The sequence below is a fragment of the Shewanella sp. QJM3NY_23 genome (genome assembly GCF_056173105.1).
In genome coordinates this window covers 153,163-175,364 of record NZ_CM149657.1, presented here as the reverse complement: position 1 = coordinate 175,364, position 22,202 = coordinate 153,163, and the positions used below count along the sequence as shown (strand labels likewise).

General features: G+C 44.1%; 36 protein-coding genes. 9 read left to right on the top strand and 27 right to left on the bottom strand.

The window, feature by feature from the left end:
* Window positions 1-131 precede the first annotated feature (131 nt).
* Genes AC0VXX_RS00890 through AC0VXX_RS00875 form a run of 4 tightly spaced genes read right to left on the bottom strand, consistent with a single transcriptional unit; the run spans window position 132 to window position 3,740 of the window.
* Window positions 132-716, bottom strand: coding sequence for a TlpA disulfide reductase family protein (locus AC0VXX_RS00890; RefSeq protein ID WP_475515520.1), 585 nt, complete (start codon window positions 714-716; stop codon window positions 132-134).
* Window positions 713-1,192 carry a heme lyase NrfEFG subunit NrfF gene (nrfF, locus tag AC0VXX_RS00885; protein ID WP_475515519.1) on the bottom strand — a complete coding sequence of 160 codons (480 nt, stop codon included), beginning with the start codon at window positions 1,190-1,192 and terminating at the stop codon, window positions 713-715. The genes AC0VXX_RS00890 and nrfF overlap by 4 nt, the downstream gene beginning before the upstream one ends.
* The gene (locus tag AC0VXX_RS00880) at window positions 1,192-1,749 is read right to left on the bottom strand and encodes a DsbE family thiol:disulfide interchange protein (protein ID WP_475515518.1); all 558 of its coding nucleotides are present in this window, start codon (window positions 1,747-1,749) and stop codon (window positions 1,192-1,194) included. Before AC0VXX_RS00880 ends, nrfF begins: the two co-directional genes overlap by 1 nt.
* Before the next feature lie 17 nt (window positions 1,750-1,766).
* Window positions 1,767-3,740: a heme lyase CcmF/NrfE family subunit gene (locus AC0VXX_RS00875; protein ID WP_475515517.1), complete on the bottom strand. Its 1,974-nt coding sequence runs from the start codon at window positions 3,738-3,740 to the stop codon at window positions 1,767-1,769.
* Window positions 3,741-4,150: 410 nt separating this feature from the next.
* On the opposite strand from AC0VXX_RS00875, the gene ccmI reads away from it, so the two are divergent.
* A complete protein-coding gene (ccmI, locus tag AC0VXX_RS00870; RefSeq protein ID WP_475515516.1) occupies window positions 4,151-5,395 on the top strand; it encodes a c-type cytochrome biogenesis protein CcmI in 1,245 nt (414 codons plus the stop codon).
* Window positions 5,396-5,546: 151 nt separating this feature from the next.
* Here ccmI and AC0VXX_RS00865 read toward each other — a convergent pair whose 3' ends face one another.
* Window positions 5,547-5,840 carry a c-type cytochrome gene (locus AC0VXX_RS00865; protein ID WP_475515515.1) on the bottom strand — a complete coding sequence of 98 codons (294 nt, stop codon included), beginning with the start codon at window positions 5,838-5,840 and terminating at the stop codon, window positions 5,547-5,549.
* 337 nt (window positions 5,841-6,177) lie between these two features.
* On the opposite strand from AC0VXX_RS00865, the gene ccmA reads away from it, so the two are divergent.
* The 8 genes from ccmA (at window position 6,178) to AC0VXX_RS00825 (ending at window position 11,229) form a co-directional block, all read left to right on the top strand.
* Window positions 6,178-6,828 carry a cytochrome c biogenesis heme-transporting ATPase CcmA gene (ccmA, locus tag AC0VXX_RS00860; protein ID WP_475515514.1) on the top strand — a complete coding sequence of 217 codons (651 nt, stop codon included), beginning with the start codon at window positions 6,178-6,180 and terminating at the stop codon, window positions 6,826-6,828.
* 10 nt (window positions 6,829-6,838) lie between these two features.
* Window positions 6,839-7,525, top strand: coding sequence for a heme exporter protein CcmB (gene ccmB, locus AC0VXX_RS00855; RefSeq protein WP_110456964.1), 687 nt, complete (start codon window positions 6,839-6,841; stop codon window positions 7,523-7,525).
* Window position 7,526: 1 nt separating this feature from the next.
* A complete protein-coding gene (locus tag AC0VXX_RS00850; RefSeq protein WP_475515513.1) occupies window positions 7,527-8,273 on the top strand; it encodes a heme ABC transporter permease in 747 nt (248 codons plus the stop codon).
* The gene (gene ccmD / locus AC0VXX_RS00845) at window positions 8,273-8,470 is read left to right on the top strand and encodes a heme exporter protein CcmD (protein ID WP_110456966.1); all 198 of its coding nucleotides are present in this window, start codon (window positions 8,273-8,275) and stop codon (window positions 8,468-8,470) included. Before AC0VXX_RS00850 ends, ccmD begins: the two co-directional genes overlap by 1 nt.
* Window positions 8,470-8,955 carry a cytochrome c maturation protein CcmE gene (gene ccmE / locus AC0VXX_RS00840; RefSeq protein ID WP_475515512.1) on the top strand — a complete coding sequence of 162 codons (486 nt, stop codon included), beginning with the start codon at window positions 8,470-8,472 and terminating at the stop codon, window positions 8,953-8,955. Before ccmD ends, ccmE begins: the two co-directional genes overlap by 1 nt.
* Window positions 8,956-9,061: 106 nt before the next feature.
* Window positions 9,062-9,400, top strand: a complete 339-nt coding sequence (locus tag AC0VXX_RS00835; RefSeq protein ID WP_475515511.1) for a hypothetical protein — start codon at window positions 9,062-9,064, stop codon at window positions 9,398-9,400.
* Between the two features lie 66 nt (window positions 9,401-9,466).
* Window positions 9,467-10,542, top strand: a protein-coding gene (locus tag AC0VXX_RS00830; RefSeq protein ID WP_475514310.1) for an IS3 family transposase whose coding sequence is annotated in 2 segments (ribosomal slippage) — window positions 9,467-9,719 and window positions 9,719-10,542 — 1,077 coding nt in all. Because the reading frame shifts where the segments join, the coding sequence is not laid out codon by codon here.
* A 111-nt stretch (window positions 10,543-10,653) separates the two neighbouring features.
* Entirely contained in the window at window positions 10,654-11,229 is a 576-nt protein-coding gene (locus AC0VXX_RS00825) for a hypothetical protein (protein ID WP_475515510.1), read from the top strand.
* 405 nt (window positions 11,230-11,634) lie between these two features.
* Here AC0VXX_RS00825 and rplQ read toward each other — a convergent pair whose 3' ends face one another.
* The 22 genes from rplQ to rplV form a co-directional block, all read right to left on the bottom strand.
* Window positions 11,635-12,027, bottom strand: a complete 393-nt coding sequence (gene rplQ, locus AC0VXX_RS00820) for a 50S ribosomal protein L17 (protein ID WP_220062695.1) — start codon at window positions 12,025-12,027, stop codon at window positions 11,635-11,637.
* 39 nt (window positions 12,028-12,066) lie between these two features.
* Entirely contained in the window at window positions 12,067-13,056 is a 990-nt protein-coding gene (locus AC0VXX_RS00815; protein ID WP_011863990.1) for a DNA-directed RNA polymerase subunit alpha, read from the bottom strand.
* Window positions 13,057-13,080: 24 nt separating this feature from the next.
* The gene (gene rpsD / locus AC0VXX_RS00810) at window positions 13,081-13,701 is read right to left on the bottom strand and encodes a 30S ribosomal protein S4 (RefSeq protein WP_110456970.1); all 621 of its coding nucleotides are present in this window, start codon (window positions 13,699-13,701) and stop codon (window positions 13,081-13,083) included.
* 35 nt (window positions 13,702-13,736) lie between these two features.
* A complete protein-coding gene (gene rpsK / locus AC0VXX_RS00805) occupies window positions 13,737-14,129 on the bottom strand; it encodes a 30S ribosomal protein S11 (RefSeq protein WP_011863988.1) in 393 nt (130 codons plus the stop codon).
* Between the two features lie 17 nt (window positions 14,130-14,146).
* Window positions 14,147-14,503, bottom strand: coding sequence for a 30S ribosomal protein S13 (gene rpsM, locus AC0VXX_RS00800; protein WP_110456971.1), 357 nt, complete (start codon window positions 14,501-14,503; stop codon window positions 14,147-14,149).
* Between the two features lie 116 nt (window positions 14,504-14,619).
* Window positions 14,620-14,733, bottom strand: coding sequence for a 50S ribosomal protein L36 (rpmJ, locus tag AC0VXX_RS00795; RefSeq protein ID WP_006083579.1), 114 nt, complete (start codon window positions 14,731-14,733; stop codon window positions 14,620-14,622).
* Between the two features lie 21 nt (window positions 14,734-14,754).
* Window positions 14,755-16,095 carry a preprotein translocase subunit SecY gene (gene secY, locus AC0VXX_RS00790; RefSeq protein WP_475515509.1) on the bottom strand — a complete coding sequence of 447 codons (1,341 nt, stop codon included), beginning with the start codon at window positions 16,093-16,095 and terminating at the stop codon, window positions 14,755-14,757.
* A 7-nt stretch (window positions 16,096-16,102) separates the two neighbouring features.
* Window positions 16,103-16,537, bottom strand: a complete 435-nt coding sequence (gene rplO / locus AC0VXX_RS00785) for a 50S ribosomal protein L15 (protein ID WP_110456973.1) — start codon at window positions 16,535-16,537, stop codon at window positions 16,103-16,105.
* Window position 16,538: 1 nt separating this feature from the next.
* A complete protein-coding gene (rpmD, locus tag AC0VXX_RS00780) occupies window positions 16,539-16,724 on the bottom strand; it encodes a 50S ribosomal protein L30 (protein ID WP_028764668.1) in 186 nt (61 codons plus the stop codon).
* 5 nt (window positions 16,725-16,729) lie between these two features.
* The gene (gene rpsE, locus AC0VXX_RS00775) at window positions 16,730-17,233 is read right to left on the bottom strand and encodes a 30S ribosomal protein S5 (protein ID WP_110456974.1); all 504 of its coding nucleotides are present in this window, start codon (window positions 17,231-17,233) and stop codon (window positions 16,730-16,732) included.
* A gap of 13 nt (window positions 17,234-17,246) precedes the next feature.
* The gene (gene rplR / locus AC0VXX_RS00770) at window positions 17,247-17,597 is read right to left on the bottom strand and encodes a 50S ribosomal protein L18 (RefSeq protein WP_028764670.1); all 351 of its coding nucleotides are present in this window, start codon (window positions 17,595-17,597) and stop codon (window positions 17,247-17,249) included.
* 10 nt (window positions 17,598-17,607) lie between these two features.
* The gene (gene rplF / locus AC0VXX_RS00765) at window positions 17,608-18,138 is read right to left on the bottom strand and encodes a 50S ribosomal protein L6 (RefSeq protein ID WP_475515508.1); all 531 of its coding nucleotides are present in this window, start codon (window positions 18,136-18,138) and stop codon (window positions 17,608-17,610) included.
* Between the two features lie 10 nt (window positions 18,139-18,148).
* Complete coding sequence (rpsH, locus tag AC0VXX_RS00760; RefSeq protein WP_110456976.1) at window positions 18,149-18,541, bottom strand: 30S ribosomal protein S8; 393 nt, start codon at window positions 18,539-18,541, stop codon at window positions 18,149-18,151.
* Between the two features lie 23 nt (window positions 18,542-18,564).
* The gene (rpsN, locus tag AC0VXX_RS00755; RefSeq protein ID WP_110456977.1) at window positions 18,565-18,870 is read right to left on the bottom strand and encodes a 30S ribosomal protein S14; all 306 of its coding nucleotides are present in this window, start codon (window positions 18,868-18,870) and stop codon (window positions 18,565-18,567) included.
* 10 nt (window positions 18,871-18,880) lie between these two features.
* Window positions 18,881-19,420 carry a 50S ribosomal protein L5 gene (gene rplE / locus AC0VXX_RS00750; protein ID WP_110456978.1) on the bottom strand — a complete coding sequence of 180 codons (540 nt, stop codon included), beginning with the start codon at window positions 19,418-19,420 and terminating at the stop codon, window positions 18,881-18,883.
* A 12-nt stretch (window positions 19,421-19,432) separates the two neighbouring features.
* Complete coding sequence (gene rplX / locus AC0VXX_RS00745) at window positions 19,433-19,747, bottom strand: 50S ribosomal protein L24 (RefSeq protein WP_475515507.1); 315 nt, start codon at window positions 19,745-19,747, stop codon at window positions 19,433-19,435.
* An 11-nt stretch (window positions 19,748-19,758) separates the two neighbouring features.
* A complete protein-coding gene (rplN, locus tag AC0VXX_RS00740) occupies window positions 19,759-20,127 on the bottom strand; it encodes a 50S ribosomal protein L14 (protein ID WP_011863976.1) in 369 nt (122 codons plus the stop codon).
* 178 nt (window positions 20,128-20,305) lie between these two features.
* Window positions 20,306-20,554 carry a 30S ribosomal protein S17 gene (rpsQ, locus tag AC0VXX_RS00735; protein WP_110456980.1) on the bottom strand — a complete coding sequence of 83 codons (249 nt, stop codon included), beginning with the start codon at window positions 20,552-20,554 and terminating at the stop codon, window positions 20,306-20,308.
* Window positions 20,554-20,745: a 50S ribosomal protein L29 gene (gene rpmC / locus AC0VXX_RS00730; RefSeq protein ID WP_011863974.1), complete on the bottom strand. Its 192-nt coding sequence runs from the start codon at window positions 20,743-20,745 to the stop codon at window positions 20,554-20,556. Before rpmC ends, rpsQ begins: the two co-directional genes overlap by 1 nt.
* Entirely contained in the window at window positions 20,745-21,155 is a 411-nt protein-coding gene (gene rplP / locus AC0VXX_RS00725) for a 50S ribosomal protein L16 (protein WP_475515506.1), read from the bottom strand. Before rplP ends, rpmC begins: the two co-directional genes overlap by 1 nt.
* An 11-nt stretch (window positions 21,156-21,166) precedes the next feature.
* The gene (gene rpsC, locus AC0VXX_RS00720; protein ID WP_110456982.1) at window positions 21,167-21,856 is read right to left on the bottom strand and encodes a 30S ribosomal protein S3; all 690 of its coding nucleotides are present in this window, start codon (window positions 21,854-21,856) and stop codon (window positions 21,167-21,169) included.
* 9 nt (window positions 21,857-21,865) lie between these two features.
* The gene (gene rplV, locus AC0VXX_RS00715) at window positions 21,866-22,198 is read right to left on the bottom strand and encodes a 50S ribosomal protein L22 (RefSeq protein WP_011863971.1); all 333 of its coding nucleotides are present in this window, start codon (window positions 22,196-22,198) and stop codon (window positions 21,866-21,868) included.
* Between the last annotated feature and the right edge of the window lie 4 nt (window positions 22,199-22,202).

The window sequence follows — 22,202 nt, the reverse complement described above, 5'->3', positions numbered from 1 at the left end:
AGTGGATGCGCATTATAGGCAGTTCTCGGTTGGGCGCAAGGGCTTTTTATAATAAAAAAGATCGCATGCCGATCTTTTAGGCAAATGCGATCTTTTCTGTTTGGATTTACATCAAATCAACTGTTTTAAGGCTATTTAATGCTCTCTTGTTCGATAAAGCCATTAATCAACTCTACCGCTTTAGCATCATCCCAGTCGACAAAGGTTCTGACGAACGCAATAAGTTCACCTTTACCATTAAGGATAAAGGTGGCGGGTATTGTATCTAAAGGGAACACTTCACTTAATGCCTGTTGAGGATCATAGTAGGTTTTAAATCCTTCCATATCCAATGACTTTAAAAAAGGTTCAACCTTGGCGGTGCCATCGATATCGATAGAGATAGGTAATACGGTAAATTTACTTTGATCGAACTTAGTTTTAAAACGATCGAGTGCGGGTAATTCACGAACACATGGTGGGCACCAAGTTGCCCACATGTTAACCATGATGACTTGACCACGATATTGGCTAAAATCGATAGCCTTACCATTTCGATCTGAAAAGGCAACCACATCGATCGGATAGGACTTAGGCAACACGTTGATACGATCGACACTCGATTGCACTTGCCCTTGTGCCTGTTGCTGCATCCCTGGATAAGCTTGTACATTTGCGGCAAACAATGGTGCCATTGATAACAAGGCTACAAGAACTGCAGCAAAGGACTTACTCATTTTGATGCTCGCTTAAGTAGTTTGTCTAGTTCCGCTTGATCTTCAGCGCTGATCTCTTGCTCTACAGCACCTGATATACGTTGTTTACGAACAAAGATAAAACCAATTAATAAACCAATCAGTAATAAGCCAATAGGGCCAAGCCATAATACATAGGTCTTGGCTTCCATTTTAGGCTTATATAATACAAATTCACCATATCGACTGGTCATGAAGTTAATGATCTCTTCATCCGCCTTGCCAGCATCAACCATTTGATACACTTCTAGACGTAAGTCTTGTGCAACTGGCGAATTCGAGTCGATTAGGTTCTGGTTTTGACACTGTGGACAACGCAGTGAGTGTGCTAACTCAAGTGCACGCTTTTGATTATCAACCGATTTAAACTCATAGGTGTCGACTGGTGTCGCCACCGCAGAGCCTAATACGCTTATTGATAGTAATAACGCACTAATTAAAGCGATAAAGGTTTTCATTAAGAAGCCCCCTCTGCTCTAGCTTGAGCTTGTAGCTCTTGAATCATTGGATAGAGTGTTTCGTTCCACACTCGCATGTCTATCGGACCTGCATAGCGGTAACGAATGATACCGTTGTGATCGACTAAATAGCTTTCTGGTGCACCATAGACCCCAAGATCTAAACCTAGACGACCGTCATGGTCGAAAATGTTCTTGGTGTAGGGGTCTCCTTCTCGGCTAAGTTCGCGGATCGCTAAAGGGCGCTCGTCACGATAGTTAATACCATAGATAGGCAAGATGTTTTGTCTTGCTAACCGCATTAGATGCGGATGCTCATACTTACAAGATGGGCACCATGTCGCCCATACATTGAGTAATGACACCTGGCCTTTTAAGCTCTCATTGGTAATTATTTCGTTCGCATTCTCTAGACGTTCTAGCTGGAAAGCCGGGATAGGCTTTCCTTCAAGAGCTGAATCGAGCTGCTGTGGATTAAGGAATAGCCCTTTATAAAGGAATACTCCCATCACCAAAAATAATACCAACGGAATAAATAGTACTAACCTGTTTTTCATACTTGCCCCAATTCAAGTTATGCCGTTGCTAAATCTTCTTTAGCTTTTTCTTTGGTTGTTTCGCTTACTTTGACTTTACGATAACGCTTATCTGAAGCCGCAAAGACACCACCCACCATCATGAAAATACTACCAAACCATAACCAACGTACAAATGGCTTATAGTTCAGACGTACTGCAAATTCAGTACGGCTAATTGGATCTCCCATAGTGATATATAAATCACGGAACAGCCCCCAATCAATACCCGCCTCAGTCATATCCATAGTACGGACATTATATTGGCGACGATCAGGCTTAAGCAGGGTGATAAACTCGCCATCCTTACTCACCTCAACCTGGCCCTGCTGTGCGGTATAGTTAGGCCCCACGACATTTTTGGTTTCAATATAGTGGAAACTGTAACCAGCCAACTCTTGGGTGATGCCAGGTCCCATACGCACGCTCTTTTCAATAGAGTAGTTCGAGACCATAGTCGCGCCGATAACAGAAACGGCAATACCTAGGTGAGCAATCACCATACCTAGCTGGCTGCGTCCCATACGCGCAAGGCTAACGCCATCTTTACCATTAACAATGTCGTAGGCAGCTCGTAGTGTTGCCAGTACCACCCAAGTCGCAATACCTATACCTAGAGTGACCCAGATATTAAATTTACCATCGACTAAGAAAGGCGCCGCAATACCAACAATGGCCGCAACGATTGCCGGTACAACTAATTTACGTCTAAGCTCGCCGGCTTTAGCGCGTTTCCAACGAATACTGGGACCAATCCCCATAAACACAAACAGCACAAGTACTATGGGTACAAACACCGCGTTGAAATATGGTGGGCCTACAGAGATCTTACCCATGTTTAGTGCATCAATAAGCAGCGGGTATAAGGTACCAAGCAATACAGTACCACAAGCCACTGTTAGCAGAATATTACACACCAGTAGCATGGTTTCTTTTGACATTAACTCAAAACGTGCAGGGCTCTTCATATCGCTAGCACGGAAAGCGAATAGGGTTAACGAACCACCGATAGCTAAACCAAGTAGCAGCAGAATAAACATACCGCGACCAGGATCGGCTGCAAATGAGTGAACGGATGTCAATACACCTGAACGTACAATAAAGGTACCTAACAGGCTTAATGAAAATGCGAAGATTGAAAGCAATACAGTCCAGTTACGGAATGTGGCACGCTTCTCGGTCACAATAACCGAATGCAACAATGCAGTACCAATCAACCAAGGCATGAATGAGGCGTTCTCGACCGGGTCCCAGAACCACCAACCGCCCCAGCCAAGTTCATAATATGCCCACCATGAACCTAATGAGATGCCGCCGGTAAGAAAAATCCATGCGGCCAATGTCCAAGGACGACTCCAGCGTGCCCATGCCGAATCAAGGCGTCCACCCATTAATGCCGCAATCGCAAATGCAAAGCTTACAGAAAAACCGACATAACCGAGATACAGCATAGGTGGATGGAAGATTAATCCAACATCTTGCAACATAGGGTTAAGGTCGCGTCCTTCCATTGGGATAGGAAACAAACGCTCAAAAGGACTCGATGTCAATAACATGAACAAACTAAAGCCAATCACGATCATAGCTAAGATCGCTAACACTCTAGCAGTGAACACCTCTTCTAGCCCTTTACTGAAAAGCGCTACCGCGGCGGTCCATACGGATAAAGCAAATACCCAGAACAGCAACGAGCCTTCATGTCCGCCCCATACGGCGGCAATTTTGAAGAAAATCGGTAATTGAGAATTGGAGTGATGCGCTACATAAGCAACTGAGAAGTCATCGACGGCAAAACTATAGCCCAACACGATAACAGAGAGAAAAATAAAGAAGAACATGCCATAGCTTAATGGCCAAGCATATCGTACAAGGTATTGATCTTTACGGGCAACACCGATTAAAGGCACGCTGGCTAATAGAAAGGCAAAAGCCAAACCTATTATCAACGAAAAGTGTCCTAATTCAGGGATCATGGGGTTTCCTCAGTCCTATATAGTCATCAGTTAAGCCAGCGCTTTACTGATTCACGAGAGTTTGCGATTCACACTACTCAAGGTACAAATTTTGAGTCATTTTAGTATTTGCTATTGTATCTGTCTGCTTCTTTCGGCCAATAATGGGTGACCTGTCTCATTCTTACTCTATCAATAGTCACAGCTAACTATGTTAAAAACTGACAGATTTTAATCTCTGACCCTTGTTTGAAACTTAAGTTTCAAACAATTTTTTAAAATAGAATCGAACTGTGAACCAGTGCAAAAGTATCGCTTTTTAAAGTCATTTAATGGCTTATATTACTGTTCAATGAATAATCTTTCCGTATAATCTGACCCTTAATCCTGCGGTGTACCCGCTCTCCTGCAACTAATGTGAAAATGAAATAATGACCACTCTCTGGATTTTTATTGCGCTTTTTGTATTAGTCAGCCTCGCGCTGATTTGGTTTCCTCACTTCCGTCAGCGAAAAATGCTGCAGGCGGCAGAGACTGGCGTTCGTAACGAAACGAACCTCGATCTCTTTAATAATCGACTCGCTACTCTAGAAAAAGAACTCCAAGATGAGCTACTCGATCAAGATGAATTTAATGCCCTGAAGAAAGAACTTGAAATCAGCTTGCTGCAAGATATGAAGCAAGGTGAAGATGAATCTTTAGTCAATCAAGCCAAACCTAAAGGTCTATTATGGCCAGTCCTGATGTCGGTCGCAGTATTAGGCATCTCTGGTTATATGTATAGCAACTTAGGGGCATACGCTAATCTAGATCGCGCCGAACCTGCAAACCCTCATGCAGGAATGGATGCAAGCCAAATTATGGCTCAACGTATCAACATGATGGAAGCCCAATTAAAAGCAGAGCCAGACAATAGCCAGTTACTCTTTAGTTTAGGGCATACTTATATTAGTGCCAACCGTTATAATGATGCTGTTAAGGCATTTGATAAGGCAATGGAGCTTGTCGGTACCCACGCTGAATTGCTGGGGCCAAAAGCAACCGCCATGTACTATCAGGCTGATCAACGCATGACACCGGAAGTTCAAGTACTTATCGATCAAGCATTAACATTAGATCCTCAAGATCCTTCCACCCTATTACTCGTGGCAATGGATGCCTTCTTTAGTGCTAATTACAATAAGTCGATTGAAGCATGGCAAACCATTCTCGACAGTGATCGCAGTGATGTTGACCGCGGTGCCATTATTAACGCCATCGAAAGCGCCAAGATGAGAATGCAAGCTGAGACAGGCGAAATGCCAAACGATGCAACGCATCAGCAGGCAGGCATTGGCAAAACCATTAACGTCAATGTATCAATTTCTCCAGAGCTTCAAGCACAAGTCGGCAGTAGCGATATGTTGTTCATCTTCGCTCGTAATATTGAAGGCCCTAAAGTTCCGCTAGCGGCAACAAAAATATCAGCAAAGTCATTACCGATGACAATCACCTTAGATGACAGTACTGGTATGGGCGGAGACTTAAAGTTAAGTGACGTGAGCAATGTTGAAATCATTGCAGTACTGTCAAAACATGGTTCGGTTAAAGCGCAACCAGGTGATATACAAGGCCACTTACAAACCGTTGCCGTGGGATCGACAGCGACTCTGGTCCTGGATACTCAGGTGCAATAGCCCTGCAAAGATACTGACCACAGTTAACACATAGAAAGCCGACCCCATTAGGTCGGCTTTTTTGTGACTAAAACTCATCAAACTTAGACAGATGATTAATTTTTGGCACAAAAAAACCGGCTCTGCGCCGGTTTTTTCATTAACGAACAAATTACTTAGACATGAACTCAATAGCGTTCTTGTAATCTTCGTCAGTACAATCTGTACACATACCACCTGGTGGCATTGCGTTTAGACCGGTTTTCACGCTACCCACTAAGGCGTCAATACCTTTAGCTAAGCGAGGTTCCCATGCAGCTGCATCGTGAGCTTTTGGTGCTCCAGCTACACCCATGCTGTGGCATACTTGGCATGCCTTGTTATAAATAGCTTCACCTTCTTGTGCAAATACGTTTGCTGACAAGGTCAATGCAGCCACTGCTGACAATGCTAACAGTTTTTTCATGTTCAGTGTTCCTAATGCAAATATTAACAAAGCTCAATGCCACCCTGACAGTACGTTGGGTAGACTTAATTTTTAGCGCCTCTAGGATACATCAAACTTCAATAAATCTCATCTTTTTGTGACTAACGTCAGAAATTCAAGTGTCACCCCACCCTATTAAGCAAACATAACTGCTACATTAGAAAAAGTTGAAAAAGTTCAATGCTAGGTGTTAAAAGGTTTCACTTTTTGGAAGCATATCAAATTGCTGACACTAAAAAGTAACCATTACTAAACCCTATTAGGGGAGTATGTTAATATCGCTTTAGATGACATATGGCTTGAGATAGAGGGTTCAGTGGTAAAAGAAAAAATAGCAACAACACTGGTATCAGCCGATAACTTAACGTGCATTAGAGAAGAGCGGATCTTATTTGATGAACTAAGTTTTCACATCCAAGCTGGCGAAATAGTTCAGATTGAAGGGCCTAATGGTGCCGGCAAAACGAGCCTATTACGAATACTCGCTGGCTTGTCCCGCCCCTACGCCGGAGAAACCCGTTATAAAGGCGAAGATATTACCCGCTGCCGTGACGAGTATAACGATGACCTACTCTATCTAGGGCATTTAGCAGGCGTTAAGAGTGAATTAACCGCAGAAGAAAACCTTAACTTTAATTTAAGAATCAGTGGGTATGATGATTTCAATACCAATGACATTTTAGCAAAAGTCAATTTATCAGGGTTTGAAGAAGCGCTTGCAGGGCACCTTTCTGCTGGCCAACATAGAAGAACAGCATTAGCCAGGCTGTGGCATACCAACTGTAAAGTATGGCTACTCGATGAACCATTTACTGCCATTGATAAGAAAGGCGTTGAAGAGTTGGAACACCTATTTTTACGTCATGCTGAAAGCGGGGGTTGTGTCATCATGACGACTCATCAAGATATGAGTATTATAGGTGATGATATCTTGCGAAAGATTCGACTCGATTACCGCTTTGTATAAGGTGCAGTAGATGAACAAAGGCATTAGTTTTACCCAAGCGTTTTATACCCTACTCAAGCGCGATCTACAGATTGCCATTAGGCACAAGGGTGATATTTTTAATCCACTGCTATTTTTTATCCTAGTAGTCACCCTATTTCCGCTTGGTATTGGTCCTGAACCACAAGTACTATCGCGAGTAGCACCAGGGATCATCTGGGTCGCCGCATTACTCGCATCGATGCTGTCATTAGAGCGTCTTTTTAAAGCTGACTTTGTCGACGGTAGCCTTGAGCAGATGTTGTTAAGTCCACAGCCATTGTCACTAATGGTATTAGCTAAGGTATTAGCTCATTGGATATTAACAGGCGTACCCTTAATTTTAGTCGCGCCATTACTGGCGGTATTATTACACCTTGAAGACAATAGCTATGGTGCGCTTATGGCAACCCTAGCCCTAGGAACCCCAGTACTCAGTTTGCTGGGCGCAATCGGAGTAGCATTAACCGTAGGATTGCGTAAAGGTGGCGTATTATTAAGCTTGTTGATTTTGCCGTTGTACATTCCAGTATTGATTTTCGCGACCAGCGCGATCGATGCTGCCGGATTAAACCTACCCTATAGCGGCCATCTCGCGATTATTGGCGCGATGTTGGTCGGTTCGTTAATTTTAGCACCTTTTGCAATAGGTGCTTCACTAAGAGTGAGTACTAACTAATATGTGGAAATGGCTACATTCATATGCAGATCCTCAACGTGCATATAACCTCTCAGGCACACTACTGCCTTGGTTTGCCACGTTAGCAATAGCTTTTATAGGTGTCGGATCAATTTGGGGACTACTTTTTGCCCCAGTAGATTACCAACAAGGTGATAGTTACCGCATTATCTTTATCCACGTACCCGCTGCATCCATGTCGATGTCAGCCTATATGGCAATGGCGACATCGGCCTTTATCGGTTTGGTATGGCAAATCAAATCGGCCGATTGGGCTGCGGCTGCAATTGCACCTATCGGCGCAGTTGTCACCTTTATCGCATTAATCACCGGCGCGGCTTGGGGTAAGCCTATGTGGGGAACATGGTGGGTATGGGATGCGAGGTTAACATCTGAGTTAGTGCTGCTTTTCCTTTATTTGGGTGTCATTTCACTGTATGCGTCATTCGAAGATAAAGTACTGGCAGCACGAGCAGCAGGTATCTTAGCCATCGTTGGTGTAATTAATATCCCAATTATCAAGTACTCTGTTGAATGGTGGAACTCATTACATCAACCAGCAACAATTAAGATTACCGAGAAGTCTTCAATGGCACCTGAGATGCTTTATCCGCTACTGATAAATATCCTAGGGTTCGGCTTAATGATAGGTGCGATTACTTTAGTTCGTTTTAGGGCAGAAATCTTAGCCAGAAATGGTATGCGCCCATGGGTTCGGGAACTCGCTAAAGCTGAAGGAGTCAAATAATGCAATTCGATTCATTAACAGATTTTTTAAATATGGGTGGCTATGCTTTTTATGTATGGCTATCTTATGGGATAACGGTCTTCTCGTTAGCAACCTTGATTTTTTTCAGTGTGCGTCAAAAACGTAAGATACTCATTGAAATATCAAAGAAAATGCAACGTGAAGAACGCCTCAAAGCAAACCGGAGTAATCAATAGTGAACGCCAGACGTAAGAAGAGACTTGCCCTTGCAACCGCTTTAATCGGTGGAGTTGCTGCCATTGCCTCGCTACTATTGTATGCGTTGAATTCGAACCTAAACCTATTTTATACCCCTACTGAAATTGTGCAGGGCAAAAAAGACACTGGAGTAAAACCCGAAGTTGGCCAGCGCATTCGTGTCGGCGGTATGGTTACTGTCGGATCAATGATCCGCGACCCTGATAGCCTACATGTCGAATTTGCGGTACACGACTCTCTCGGCGGTGAAGTTATTGTCACGTATGACGATCTTCTACCTGACCTTTTCCGTGAAGGCCAAGGTATCGTTGCTCAAGGTGTATTAATTGAGAATGGTAAACTTGAGGCAACCGAGGTATTAGCTAAGCATGATGAGAACTACATGCCACCTGAAGTCGCCGAAGCAATGGGCCAAACTCATGAAAAGCTTGAGTATGGCAGCGAGCAGAAAGCCAGTTACTAAATAAGATCATTATTAAAGGCCTCTATTGAGGCCTTTTTATTACCTCTATTCCTTACACATAAGAGAGACTATAACTATAGTGGGCATTTCGATAAGGATATAATACATGCGCAGCATTCTCTTATTACTCATCTACATCATGCGTCTCCCACTCAACGCTGCAAACATAATGATCATCCACAGTTATCACAGTGACAATCCATGGACAGCAAGTTACAGCCTAGGCCTTAAAGAACAACTCAAGCCAAACGCGCATATCACTCATTTTTACCTAAACTCTAAACGACTACCCTACTCTCACTATTCAAGGCTTGCAGAAGCCGCATGGGAAGCATATTCAGCGAATAAACCTGATTTGGTCGTACTTGCTGACGATAACGCGATTGCATTACTCAGTAGGCGTTTAAGTAGGACCGATACGCCGGTTGTATTTCTCGGATGGTAATCCCCCCGAAAAATAACAGCTGTTAAAAGTAGAGTTTTCTCGTAAGTTAAACGCAGGAGGTTCTATATGAAAAAGTCGCGGTACACGGATAGTCAAATTATGACGATTTTGAAGCAAGCTGAAGCTGGTACGCCCGCACCTGAGCTTTGCCGAGAGCACGGTATGAGCAGTGCAACGTTTTATAAATGGCGTGCTAAATATGGGGGAATGGATGCATCACTCATGGCTCGGATGAAAGAGCTAGAAGATGAAAATAGGCGACTCAAAAAAATGTACGCAGAAGAGCGTCTTAAAGCTGAAATCATTCAGGAAGCTATGGCAAAAAAGTGGTAAAGCCCTGTGAGCGAAGAGAACTCGCTCAGTTTGCGGTGGCTAACCACAACATCAGTATTAGTAAGGCCTGCTCGGCTTTCTTTATCAGTGAGACATGCTTTCGTTATCAAGCAAAATTATCGGCGGAAAATACACAGATTTCAAATTGGCTAATTAAGCTGACCGAAGATGAAAGTGATTGGGGCTTCGGTCTGTGCTTCGATTATTTACGTAATGTAAAAGGCAAGCCATGGAATCATAAGCGAGTGTACCGAATTTACTGTGAGCTAGCGCTGAACCTGCGTATTCGTCCAAGACGTCGACTCAAACGAAATGCACCGGAACCACTAAAAGAGCCGATAAAACCTAACCAAGTATGGTCTGTCGACTTTATGCATGACCAGTTATCAGATGGTCGAAATTACCGATTATTTAATGTCATAGATGATTATCGGCGTGAAGCTTTAGTGATTGAACCAGGATTTTCACTTCCTGCTGTAAGGGTTATTAGAGCGCTAGAGCAGGTATTTGAGTATCGAGCTAAGCCAACAGTTATTCGCTGTGACAACGGCCCTGAGTTTATCAGTACTGAGTTTACAACGTGGGCTAAATGCCAGAATATTCGAATTGAATATATTCAACCAGGTAATCCACAACAAAACGCTTATATCGAACGACATAACAAAACAATTCGGTACAGTTGGCTCAGCAAGTACCTGTTCGAATCAATTAAAGAGGTGCAGGACTATGCAACTAAGTGGTTATGGTTTTACAATCATGAAAGACCACATAAAGCTAATAACGGCAGGCCACCACTGATGGCTGCCTAACTTCTATTTTTAATTGCAGTTAAAAATGGGAGGATTACCGGATTAAATACAAACCCTAGGGATCATCAACTGCAGGACTATAGAAACTTTACCGGGGTATTAGAACGGCCATTGTTCAAACGCTCGTTATTACTAATAGACTTTATCTTACCGAATAAGCAAAACAAAAAACTGCTCATCCTTTCAGATACAAGTCCAACATCTGTTGCCGCGCTTAACCCAATAACTCGTAATAATGAAACGACTCATATAGGTAAGATACAATTAGACTTTAAATTAATCACTAGTGAAAAAGATTGGAAAGAGGCTGTCATTAAAGCTGAAACTGATGGCTATGATGGGCTATTTATCGCGTTATATCACACCTTAACAGATGAGCTTACTAACCATAGTGATGCAGAGGCAATACTCAAGTGGACGGCCAAATACTCGCCTGTTCCACATTTTGGTTTTTGGGATTTTAATGTCAGCAAAGAAGCCAATATCGGAGGTTATGTATTAGATGGCTATGAGCACGGAAAACTCGCAAGTAAACTGATAGCCCAGATATTACTTGGGGTACTTCCTAGTACATTACCTTATGTAAGCGATCGAAAAGGGCAATTTATGTTTAGTCGTTATGGCGTGAATAAATGGCATATAACCTTACCGAAAAACATTGAAGCTGAAACCCATTGGGTTGAATGATTTATACCCAATCGATGCAACTCATATCTGCCTAGAGACGCGTTTTTAATATCACTTTAAATTCAAAACTAATCGTCGGTCCGTTTAGCATAATAAAACGTTAAGCAATTCTATCGGCTTCATTACCACTCTAAAGCTGGTTATATTGGTTAACTCTTGAGTCGAACTGGGAGCTTAAGTTTGCCTTCAAGTGACTATTATCGATGTAAAAAAATACTATAAACTTTCAAATAATACTACGCTCTCCACAATAAGCCCTACTCTGCCCACTAAAAGATACGCACAATGTATAAAGCTTAACTGCTCTCTTCAGGTATCTATTTAAATACAAAATATCGTTAACACATAAAATTAAGACATAAAAAAGCCGGGCAGAGCCCGGCTTTTTAACAATTAATCCTAGTGTTACTCAGCAGCGTCTTCAACAGCTTCAGCAGCTTCAGGACGACCTACTAGTTCAATATACGCCATTGGCGCTTTATCACCAGTACGTAGACCGCACTTTAGGATACGGGTATAACCACCAGGACGTTCCTGGTAGCGTGGACCCAACTCATTAAATAACTTACCTACGACTTCAGCGTCGCGAGTACGAGCAAACGCCAAACGACGATTTGCAACGCTATCACTCTTAGCAAGTGTTATTAGAGGTTCAACTACGCGACGCAGTTCTTTCGCTTTAGCAACAGTAGTCTTGATCACTTCGTGACGGACTAAAGAGCTTGCCATGTTACGGAACATAGCTTGGCGATGACTGCTGTTACGGTTTAGTTGACGACCACTCTTACGATGGCGCATGACCTAATCCTTATTACCTAAATCTGTACAAACGTAGACTTATAGGTCGTCTGCTAAACTAGCTGGAGGCCAGTTTTCTAGACGCATACCTAATGAAAGTCCGCGAGAAGCCAACACATCCTTAATTTCGGTAAGAGATTTCTTACCCAAGTTAGGTGTTTTAAGTAGCTCAACCTCAGTACGCTGTACCAGATCTCCGATGTAATGAATCGCTTCGGCTTTCAAACAGTTAGCCGAACGTACAGTTAGCTCTAGATCGTCGACAGGACGCAACAGAATTGGGTCGAACTCTGGTTTCTCTTCTTTCTGTTCCGGCTCAGTCACATCTCGCAATTCAACAAACGCATCTAGCTGTTCGGCCAGAATAGTCGCTGAACGACGAATTGCTTCCTCAGGATCAATAGTACCATTTGTGGTCATATCGATAACGAGTTTGTCTAAGTCAGTACGCTGTTCAACACGTGCTGCTTCAACATTGTAAGCAATACGCGCGACAGGTGAGAAAGATGAATCCACTAACAAACGACCAATTGGGCGATCATCGTCTTCAGTTTGTGCTCTAGCCGAAGCTGGAACATAACCACGACCACGCTCAACGCGGATACGCATGCTGATATCGTTGTTACCAGTCAAATGACAGATAACATGATCAGGATTCATAATAGTAACATCACCATCGTGCGTGATATCTGCTGCGGTAACAGGGCCTGCGCCTGACTTGCTTAAAGTAAGCATAGCCTCGTCTTTACCCTCGATAACCACTGCCAAACCTTTTAGGTTAAGCAAGATCTCTAGGATATCCTCTTGTACGCCTTCCTTGCTGCTGTATTCGTGCAGTACACCATCAATCTCGACTTCGGTAACCGCGCAGCCGGGCATAGACGACAATAGGATACGACGCAACGCGTTACCTAAAGTGTGACCAAAACCACGCTCAAGCGGTTCTAGTGTAACCTTGGCACGTGTTGGGTTAACCTGCTCGATATCAACGAGACGCGGTTTAAGAAATTCTGTAACAGAACCCTGCATTGTGTCCTCTCTTGTTTATTAGCCTTACTTAGAGTAAAGCTCGACGATCAGCTGTTCGTTAATTTCCGCAGATAAATCGCTACGCTCAGGTAGACGCTTAAAAGCACCTTCCATCTTAGTAGTATCTACTTCAACCCATGTTGGCTTTTCGCGCTGAGCAGCAACTTCTAAAGCAGCTTTAATACGAGCTTGCTTCTGAGACTTCTCACGAACGCTAATTACATCATTCGCAGACACTTTAAATGATGGAATGTTAACAACGCGGCCGTTGACCATAATTGACTTATGGCTAACTAGCTGACGTGATTCAGCACGTGTAGCACCGAAACCCATACGATAAACAACGTTATCTAAACGAGTTTCCAAAAGGGTCAATAGGTTTTCACCAGTGTTGCCTTTTATACGTGCAGCATCTTTGTAGTAGTTACGGAATTGCTTTTCAAGCACACCATAAGTACGACGAACTTTTTGTTTTTCGCGTAACTGAACGCCATACTCAGACAAACGAGCTTTACGAGCGCCGTGTTGTCCAGGTGCAGCTTCAAGCTTACACTTCGAATCAATTGCTCTCACACCGCTTTTTAAGAAAAGGTCAGTACCTTCTCGGCGGCTGAGCTTGAGCTTTGGACCCAAGTATCTTGCCATGTTCTTTCTCCAACTATCCTATTAAAAACGGGCGATTAAACGCGACGCTTCTTAGGAGGACGACAACCATTATGAGGGATCGGCGTCACATCGGTAATGTTGGTTATTTTATAACCAACCGCGTTCAGCGCTCGAATAGCTGATTCACGACCTGGACCTGGACCCTTCACAAAAACTTCAAGGTTTTTAACACCGTAGTCCTGAGCAGCAACACCTGCGCGCTCAGCAGCAACCTGTGCAGCGAATGGGGTAGATTTACGTGAACCACGGAAACCTGAACCACCAGAAGTTGCCCAAGATAGTGCATTACCTTGACGATCTGTAATGGTAATAATTGTGTTGTTGAAAGATGCATGGATATGAGCCATGCCATCAGCAACCTGTTTACGTACGCGCTTGCGCGTTGAACGTGACGGAACTTTAGCCATATTGGTTTACCTTCCCGTTACTTTCTAATTGGCTTACGTGGACCTTTACGCGTACGCGCATTGGTCTTAGTACGTTGCCCACGAAGGGGCAGGCTACGACGGTGGCGAAGACCACGATAACAACCAAGGTCCATTAGACGCTTGATGCTCATGGATACTTCACGACGTAAGTCACCTTCTACAATGTATTTAGCAACTTCTTCGCGTAGTGTGTCTATTTGAGCTTCGCTCAATTCCTTGATCTTAGCATCTTCAGCAATTGAAGTAGCCGCGCAGATTTTTTGTGCGCGAGTAAGTCCAATACCATAGATAGCAGTCAATGCAATGACTGTATGCTTTTGATCAGGAATGTTAATGCCAGCGATACGGGCCACTATGCACTCCTCATAAGTTAAAGGCCATCTGTGAAAAGCCCGGTAGGATACTCGACAGATGACAATTTTGCAAATAATATTTTGACCAGCTCAACTATTGAGCTGGTCAAAAGTTTTTAGCCTTGACGCTGTTTGTGTTTTGGTTCAACACAGATAACGCGTACAACGCCGCTACGCTTGACGATCTTGCAATTACGGCAGATCTTCTTCACGGAAGCTCGAACTTTCATTTCATCACTCCGTAAAGCTACTTAGCGTCCAAAGCGATCTAAGTTCGCTTTGTTAACTAGGTTAGCTTTCTTCATCACAGACTCATATTGATGAGACATCATATGGGTCTGAACCTGAGCCATGAAGTCCATGATCACGACTACCATAATTAGTAGTGAGGTACCGCCAAAATAGAACTGTACCTTCCACGCGATTAACATGAACTCCGGAATTAAACAGATAAAGGTAATGTATAAAGCGCCAGCTAATGTTAAGCGAGTCATTACTTTATCTATATAACGCGAAGTCTGTTCTCCAGGACGGATCCCGGGAATAAACGCACCGCTCTTCTTCAAGTTGTCTGCTGTTTCACGTGGGTTAAATACCAACGCAGTATAAAAGAAACAGAAGAAGATAATTGCTGTTGCGTACAATAATGAGTAAAGCGGTTGACCTGGGGATACTGCGAGTGAAAAATCACTCAACCAAGATAAACCTTCATTTTGTCCAAACCACTGAGCCAGTGTGCCTGGGAACAAGATGATGCTTGACGCAAAAATTGGTGGAATCACACCAGCCATATTAACCTTAAGCGGTAAGTGAGTGCTCTGCGCGGCAAACACCTTACGGCCCTGCTGACGCTTAGCATAGTTAACAACGATTCGACGTTGTCCACGCTCAACAAACACAACAAAATAGGTTACAGCAAATACAATTACCGCAATCAACAATAATACTAGTACGTTCAAGTCGCCTTGACGCGCCTGCTCAGCCGTTTGGCCGATAGCAGATGGTAGACCAGCAACAATACCTGCGAAAATAAGAATCGAGATACCGTTACCTATGCCTCTTTCGGTAATTTGTTCACCTAGCCACATAAGGAACATAGTTCCTGTTACTAGACTCACCACTGCAACGAAGTAAAAACTAAAGCCAAGGTTTACAACTAAACCTGGGACTAAGTTTGGTAAACCTGTTGCGATACCGATAGCTTGGAATGTACCCAAGACCAGCGTGCCGTATCGTGTATATTGACTAATCTTCTTACGCCCAGATTCGCCTTCCTTTTTCAGTTCGGCAAGTGATGGATGTACGACAGTCAATAGTTGCATGATAATCGATGCCGAAATATACGGCATGATACCTAATGCAAAGATAGAAGCACGTTCAAGGGCACCACCAGAGAACATGTTAAACATGCCTAGGATGGTCCCCTTTTGCTGATTGAACAGCTCTGCTAATACAGCTGCGTCAATACCAGGAATTGGTACGAACGAACCGGCTCTAAAGACGATAATCGCACCAATCACGAACAGGAGGCGAGTCTTCAATTCAGAAAATCCACCTTTCGCGCTTTTTAAATCAAGTCCTGGTTTTGCCATCGACGTATTATTCCTCGATCTTTCCGCCGGCAGCTTCAATAGCTGCACGAGCACCTTTAGTTACCTTAAGACCTTTAACGGTCACAGGGCGTTCAATGGTACCTGAAAGAACGACTTTAGCAAACTGTATGTTGCGAGTAACGAGATTCGCATCTTTCAGTGCATTCAAGTCGACAACATCACCGTTAACTTTAGCTAGTTCGCTAATACGAATTTCGGCAGATACCAACGCTTTACGCGAGGTGAAACCAAACTTCGGCAAACGAATCTTAAGTGGCATTTGACCACCTTCGAAACCGACGCGAACGCCGCCGCCTGAACGAGACTTCTGACCTTTGTGACCGCGACCAGCAGTCTTACCTAAGCCAGAACCGATACCGCGACCTACACGCTTAGCTGCTGATTTAGCACCTGCAGCAGGTGATAGAGTATTTAGACGCATCTTATACTTCCTCCACCGAAACCATGTAGTAAACCTTGTTAATCATACCGCGAATAGAAGGAGTATCTTCTACTTCAACAGTGTGATTAATTCGGCGTAGACCTAGACCGGTTAAAGTTGCACGATGCTTTGGCAAACGTCCAATTGAACTTTTTGTCTGAGTCACTTTTAAAGTTTTAGTAGCCATGGTGCTTAACCTCGAATTTCATCAACATTCAGGCCACGCTTGGCTGCGATTTGAGCTGGTGACTTCATGTGCACCAACGCATCTACAGTTGCGCGAACGATGTTGATCGGGTTAGTAGAACCGTATGCTTTTGACAGAACGTTATGAACGCCTGCTACTTCCAATACGGCGCGCATAGCACCACCGGCAATAATACCAGTACCTTCAGAGGCTGGTTGCATGTAAACACGCGAACCAGTGTGACGGCCCTTTACAGGGTGGTGCAAAGTACCATTTACAAGTTCAACAGAAACAATGTTACGGCGAGCCTTTTCCATTGCTTTCTGAATTGCTGCAGGTACTTCACGCGCTTTACCATAGCCATAGCCGACTTTACCGTTACCATCACCCACTACAGTTAGTGCAGTGAAGCTAAAGATACGTCCGCCTTTAACTACTTTAGAAACACGATTTACTGCAACTAACTTCTCTTGCAGATCGTCTTTTTGTTGAGCTTCAAATTTAGCCATTTTAAATCATTCCTTAGAACTGGAGGCCAGCTTCACGAGCAGCGTCTGCTAATGCAGCTACGCGTCCGTGATACTTAAAGCCGGAACGATCGAATGCAACTACAGTTACGCCTTTTTCGATAGCACGCTCTGCAACGGTTTTACCCACTACTTTTGCTGCATCAACGTTACCTGTGTATTTAAGCTGCTCTGATACCGCTTTCTCAGCAGTAGAAGCTGCCGCCACAACTTGCGCGTTGGCATCAATAACCTGTGCGTACGTGTGACGTGGTGTACGATGTACAACCAGACGGTTAACGCCCAGCTCTTGGATCTTCTTACGGGCGCGAGTAGCGCGGCGTAAGCGAGATGTTTTCTTATCCATATCGCGTTACCTACTTCTTCTTAGCCTCTTTACGGCGTACTTGTTCATCAGCATAACGAACACCTTTACCTTTATAAGGTTCTGGTGGACGGTAGCCACGAATCTCTGCAGCAACTTGGCCAATCAACTGCTTATCAGTACCTTTCAGTACGATTTCAGTTTGACTTGGGCACTCTGCAGTTACGCCGTCAGGAAGCTGGTGCACTAGAGGGTGAGAGAAACCTAGAGTCAAGTCGATACCGTTACCAGCAATTTTTGCACGGTAACCAACACCAACTAGAGTTAATTTCTTTTCGAAACCTTCATTAACACCAACAACCATGTTGTTGATTAGAGCTCGAGCAGTACCAGCTTGGGCTGCGTTAGTAGCGCCTTCAACTGGTGAACACTTAACTTCATTGTTTTCTACAACAACAGAAACGTCAGCGTTAATTACTCGAGTCAAACTACCTTTAGAACCTTTTACGGTGATAGTTTGTTCGTTTAAAGTCACTTCTACGCCTGCAGGAATAGCGACTGGTGCTTTTGCGACACGAGACATTGCTAGCTCCTTATGCTACGTAGCAGATAACTTCCCCACCCATGCCATTTTGGCGGGCAGTACGATCAGTCATCAAACCTTTAGAAGTGGACACGATTGCGACACCCAGTCCGCCCATCACCTTTGGAAGTTCGTTTTTACCTTTGTAAATACGAAGACCAGGACGACTTACGCGCTGGATAGTCTCAACGACTGGTTGGCCTTGGAAATACTTTAAAGTGATTTCTAAAACCGGCTTAGCTTCGCCTGCTACGGCGTAGTCAGCAATATAACCTTCTTCTTTAAGCGTCTGTGCAATAGCAACTTTTAGCTTATTAGAAGGCATAGATACTGATACTTTGTTAGCAGCTTGGCCGTTACGAATGCGAGTTAACATATCCGCAATTGGATCTTGCATGCTCATATTAGCTTACTCCGTGACAAGTATTACCAGCTGGCCTTACGCAGGCCAGGAACTTCACCACGCATGGTAGCTTCACGCAATTTAATACGGCTTAAGCCGAATTTGCGTAGGAAACCATGTGGGCGACCAGTTTGACTACAACGATTGCGCTGACGCGCAGAACTTGAGTCACGTGGTAGGCCTTGCAGCTTAAGAACTGCATCCCAACGATCTTCATCAGAAGTAGTTGGACTGCTAATGATAGCCTTAAGAGCTAGACGCTGTTCAGCATACTTAGCCACGAGCTTGGCACGTTTTGCTTCACGTGCTTTCATTGAACTTTTTGCCATTTCGCTACCCTTATTTCTTGAATGGGAAGTTAAAGGCGTCTAGTAAAGCACGGCCTTCTTCGTCATTCTTCGCAGTAGTAGTGATAACAATATCCATACCACGGATTTTATCGATTTTATCGTACTCGATTTCCGGGAAGATAATTTGCTCACGTACACCCATTGCGTAGTTACCGCGTCCGTCGAACGACTTAGCGCTCAAACCACGGAAGTCACGGATACGCGGGATTGCGATATCAACTAAACGCTCAAGGAACTCCCACATGCGTTCGCCACGCAGAGTTACCTTACAGCCGATCGGGTAGCCATCACGGATTTTAAAACCAGCAACTGATTTACGAGCAACAGTTACTACTGGCTTTTGACCAGCAATAGCAGTCATGTCACGAAGCGCATGCTCCATAACCTTCTTATCTGCTACAGCTTCGCCAACACCCATATTGAGGGTGATTTTCTCAATCCGAGGGACTTGCATGACACTGGTATAACCGAACTTCTTTGCAAGTTCAGCGACAACAGTCTCTTTATATTTATCATGCAGTTTCGCCATCGTTTACTCCAATTACTTAACGAGTTCACTGTTCGACTTAAAGAAACGGACTTTTTGGCCGTCTTCAAATCGGAAACCAACGCGATCAGCTTTGCCAGTGGCAGAGTTGAAAATCGCTACATTTGATGCTTGTATCGGTGCTTCTTTCTCAACAATACCACCAGTCACACCCATTTGTGGGTTAGGCTTCTGGTGCTTCTTGACAAGATTGATGCCTTCTACAATTAATTTACCAGTTGGTAAAACTCGAGAAACCTTACCGCGTTTACCCTTGTCTTTACCTGCTAGTACAATTACTTCGTCTTCACGACGGATTTTAGCTGCCATTTTGAAGCTCCTTACAGTACTTCTGGTGCCAGAGAAACAATTTTCATAAATTGTTCGGTACGCAATTCACGCGTCACTGGTCCAAAGATACGAGTACCAATCGGTGCTAGGTTTGCGTTAAGCAATACCGCTGCATTCCGATCGAAGCGAATGACAGAACCATCTGGACGACGAACGCCTTTCTTAGTACGGACTACCACCGCGTTATACACATCACCTTTCTTCGCTTTACCGCGAGGAATAGCTTCTTTTACAGAAACCTTGATGACGTCGCCGATACCGGCATAACGACGATGAGAGCCACCCAAGACCTTAATACACTGAACTCTACGAGCGCCACTGTTACAGGCGACTTCTAGAGTCGATTGCATTTGGATCATTTTAAGTGCTCCGCTATCGTTACTTCACAAATCCCACATTTGGGGCATATTTTAGCCGATTTAGACGATATTATTGTCTAAAAAGGCGCGCAAGTATAACACCCAAAAATTGGAATAGATAGTACTAAAAATAAAAACGGCCCCAGTTGAAGGAGCCGTTTCACTAATGCCTAAAAAATTAGGCTTTCGTTACTACTTCAACCAGAGTCCAAGACTTAGTCTTAGACAGCGGACGGCATTCGCGAATAGTCACGATATCGCCAGCATTACACTGATTTGTTTCGTCATGTGCATGAATCTTAGTAGTACGCTTGATAAACTTCCCATATAAAGGATGCTTAACCATACGTTCAATAGCCACAGTGATAGACTTGTCCATCTTGTTGCTAATTACTCGACCCTGCATAGTACGGATTTTATCAGTCATTATGCACCCGCCTTAGAAGTAATAATGGTCTTAACGCGCGCAATATTACGACGCACGATTTTAAGCTGATGAGTTTGAGTCAACTGACCAGTGGCGTGTTGCATACGCAGATTAAACTGCTCACGCAGCAGACCAAGCAGTTCAGCGTTCAATTCTTCAACGCTCTTCTGTGTTAGTTCGCTCGCTTTCATTACATCACCGTCTTAGTTACGAAGGTAGTCTTAATTGGAAGCTTGGCCGCAGCTAAAGCAAACGCTTCACGCGCTAGAACTTCAGATACACCATTCATCTCGTAAAGAACCTTACCAGGTTGAATCTGGCAAACCCAGTATTCAACGTTACCCTTACCTTTACCCATACGCACTTCAAGAGGCTTAGAGGTAATTGGTTTGTCAGGGAAAACGCGAATCCAAATTTGACCTTGACGTTTAATGTGACGTGTCATCGCACGACGCGCAGCTTCGATTTGACGAGCAGTAAGACGACCACGTCCAACAGCTTTCAGACCGAATTCACCGAAGCTAACTTCAGTGCCGTTCGCTAGACCGCGGTTACGGCCTTTGAACATTTTACGAAACTTCATTCGTTTTGGTTGCAGCATTGCCAGCTCTCCTATTTACCGCGAGGCTTACGCTTCGGCTGCTGTTTCGGCTCTTCGTGCGCAGGAACAACGCCATCTAGGACTTCACCTTTGAAGACCCAAACTTTAACGCCGATCACACCGTATTGAGTGTGACTTTCTGCAGTAGAATAGTCGATATCAGCACGCAGTGTATGTAGAGGTACACGACCTTCACGATACCACTCCGAACGCGCAATCTCAGCACCGCCTAGACGGCCGCTCACTTCAACTTTGATACCTTTGGCACCAAGACGCATTGCATTTTGTACTGCGCGCTTCATAGCACGACGGAACATAACACGACGCTCTAGCTGTGAAGCGATGCCTTCGGCAACAAGCTTCGCATCTAGCTCAGGCTTACGGATCTCAGCGATGTTGATTTGAGCTGGAATACCAGTCAACTTGGCAACTTCGTTGCGCAATTTTTCAACGTCTTCGCCTTTCTTACCAATCACAACACCTGGACGGGCAGTGTGAATAGTAACACGAACACTCTTAGCTGGACGCTCGATAACAATCTTAGAAACTGAGGCTTGCTTAAGTTTCTTTTCTAGAAACTTACGCACTTCCCAGTCGCTGCTCAAGTTATTGGCATAATCTGATTTATCAGCGTACCAAGTCGAGATCCAAGGCTTAGTGATACCCAGACGGATACCATTAGGATGTACTTTCTGTCCCATTGCTAACTCCTAGCGATCTGATACAACCACAGTGATGTGGCTGGTACGCTTGATTATACGATCAGCACGGCCTTTGGCACGTGGCATGATACGCTTCATTGTTGGACCTTCGTCTACAAAGACTTTTCCAACTTTCAGCTCGTCAATGTCAGCACCTTCATTGTGCTCAGCATTAGCGATAGCAGAATCAAGTACTTTTTTGACAAGTACAGCTGCTTTCTTAGGGCTGAAAGTTAAAATTTCGAGAGCCTTAGCAACAGGCAGTCCACGGATTTGATCTGCAACCAAACGACACTTTTGAGGCGACGTACGGGCAAAACGATGTTTAGCTAAAACTTCCATCTTG

Excerpts from the sequence above, each read along its gene's own strand:
- rpsH (WP_110456976.1), bottom strand. The coding sequence starts at position 18,541 with ATGAGCATGCAAGATCCAATTGCGGATATGTTAACTCGCATTCGTAAC.
- rpmC (WP_011863974.1), bottom strand. The coding sequence starts at position 20,745 with ATGAAAGCGAGCGAACTAACACAGAAGAGCGTTGAAGAATTGAACGCT.
- AC0VXX_RS00890 (WP_475515520.1), bottom strand. The coding sequence starts at position 716 with ATGAGTAAGTCCTTTGCTGCAGTTCTTGTAGCCTTGTTATCAATGGCA.
- secY (WP_475515509.1), bottom strand. The coding sequence starts at position 16,095 with ATGGCAAAACCAGGACTTGATTTAAAAAGCGCGAAAGGTGGATTTTCT.
- ccmB (WP_110456964.1), top strand. The coding sequence starts at position 6,839 with ATGAACAAAGGCATTAGTTTTACCCAAGCGTTTTATACCCTACTCAAG.
- rplQ (WP_220062695.1), bottom strand. The coding sequence starts at position 12,027 with ATGCGCCATCGTAAGAGTGGTCGTCAACTAAACCGTAACAGCAGTCAT.
- rplO (WP_110456973.1), bottom strand. The coding sequence starts at position 16,537 with ATGCGTCTAAATACTCTATCACCTGCTGCAGGTGCTAAATCAGCAGCT.
- rpsE (WP_110456974.1), bottom strand. The coding sequence starts at position 17,233 with ATGGCTAAATTTGAAGCTCAACAAAAAGACGATCTGCAAGAGAAGTTA.
- rplR (WP_028764670.1), bottom strand. The coding sequence starts at position 17,597 with ATGGATAAGAAAACATCTCGCTTACGCCGCGCTACTCGCGCCCGTAAG.
- AC0VXX_RS00880 (WP_475515518.1), bottom strand. The coding sequence starts at position 1,749 with ATGAAAAACAGGTTAGTACTATTTATTCCGTTGGTATTATTTTTGGTG.
- rplP (WP_475515506.1), bottom strand. The coding sequence starts at position 21,155 with ATGCTGCAACCAAAACGAATGAAGTTTCGTAAAATGTTCAAAGGCCGT.
- ccmD (WP_110456966.1), top strand. The coding sequence starts at position 8,273 with ATGCAATTCGATTCATTAACAGATTTTTTAAATATGGGTGGCTATGCT.
- rpmJ (WP_006083579.1), bottom strand. The coding sequence starts at position 14,733 with ATGAAAGTTCGAGCTTCCGTGAAGAAGATCTGCCGTAATTGCAAGATC.
- ccmI (WP_475515516.1), top strand. The coding sequence starts at position 4,151 with ATGACCACTCTCTGGATTTTTATTGCGCTTTTTGTATTAGTCAGCCTC.
- rplE (WP_110456978.1), bottom strand. The coding sequence starts at position 19,420 with ATGGCGAAACTGCATGATAAATATAAAGAGACTGTTGTCGCTGAACTT.
- AC0VXX_RS00835 (WP_475515511.1), top strand. The coding sequence starts at position 9,062 with ATGCGCAGCATTCTCTTATTACTCATCTACATCATGCGTCTCCCACTC.
- rpsQ (WP_110456980.1), bottom strand. The coding sequence starts at position 20,554 with ATGACTGATAAAATCCGTACTATGCAGGGTCGAGTAATTAGCAACAAG.
- AC0VXX_RS00850 (WP_475515513.1), top strand. The coding sequence starts at position 7,527 with ATGTGGAAATGGCTACATTCATATGCAGATCCTCAACGTGCATATAAC.
- rplX (WP_475515507.1), bottom strand. The coding sequence starts at position 19,747 with ATGGCAGCTAAAATCCGTCGTGAAGACGAAGTAATTGTACTAGCAGGT.
- rplF (WP_475515508.1), bottom strand. The coding sequence starts at position 18,138 with ATGTCTCGTGTCGCAAAAGCACCAGTCGCTATTCCTGCAGGCGTAGAA.
- nrfF (WP_475515519.1), bottom strand. The coding sequence starts at position 1,192 with ATGAAAACCTTTATCGCTTTAATTAGTGCGTTATTACTATCAATAAGC.
- rpsK (WP_011863988.1), bottom strand. The coding sequence starts at position 14,129 with ATGGCTAAAGTTCCGTCACGTTCAACGCGCAAGCGCGTACGTAAACAG.
- AC0VXX_RS00815 (WP_011863990.1), bottom strand. The coding sequence starts at position 13,056 with ATGCAGGGTTCTGTTACAGAATTTCTTAAACCGCGTCTCGTTGATATC.
- rpmD (WP_028764668.1), bottom strand. The coding sequence starts at position 16,724 with ATGGCTACTAAAACTTTAAAAGTGACTCAGACAAAAAGTTCAATTGGA.
- rpsC (WP_110456982.1), bottom strand. The coding sequence starts at position 21,856 with ATGGGACAGAAAGTACATCCTAATGGTATCCGTCTGGGTATCACTAAG.
- rpsD (WP_110456970.1), bottom strand. The coding sequence starts at position 13,701 with ATGGCAAGATACTTGGGTCCAAAGCTCAAGCTCAGCCGCCGAGAAGGT.
- rplV (WP_011863971.1), bottom strand. The coding sequence starts at position 22,198 with ATGGAAGTTTTAGCTAAACATCGTTTTGCCCGTACGTCGCCTCAAAAG.
- AC0VXX_RS00875 (WP_475515517.1), bottom strand. The coding sequence starts at position 3,740 with ATGATCCCTGAATTAGGACACTTTTCGTTGATAATAGGTTTGGCTTTT.
- rpsN (WP_110456977.1), bottom strand. The coding sequence starts at position 18,870 with ATGGCAAAAAGTTCAATGAAAGCACGTGAAGCAAAACGTGCCAAGCTC.
- AC0VXX_RS00865 (WP_475515515.1), bottom strand. The coding sequence starts at position 5,840 with ATGAAAAAACTGTTAGCATTGTCAGCAGTGGCTGCATTGACCTTGTCA.
- rplN (WP_011863976.1), bottom strand. The coding sequence starts at position 20,127 with ATGATCCAAATGCAATCGACTCTAGAAGTCGCCTGTAACAGTGGCGCT.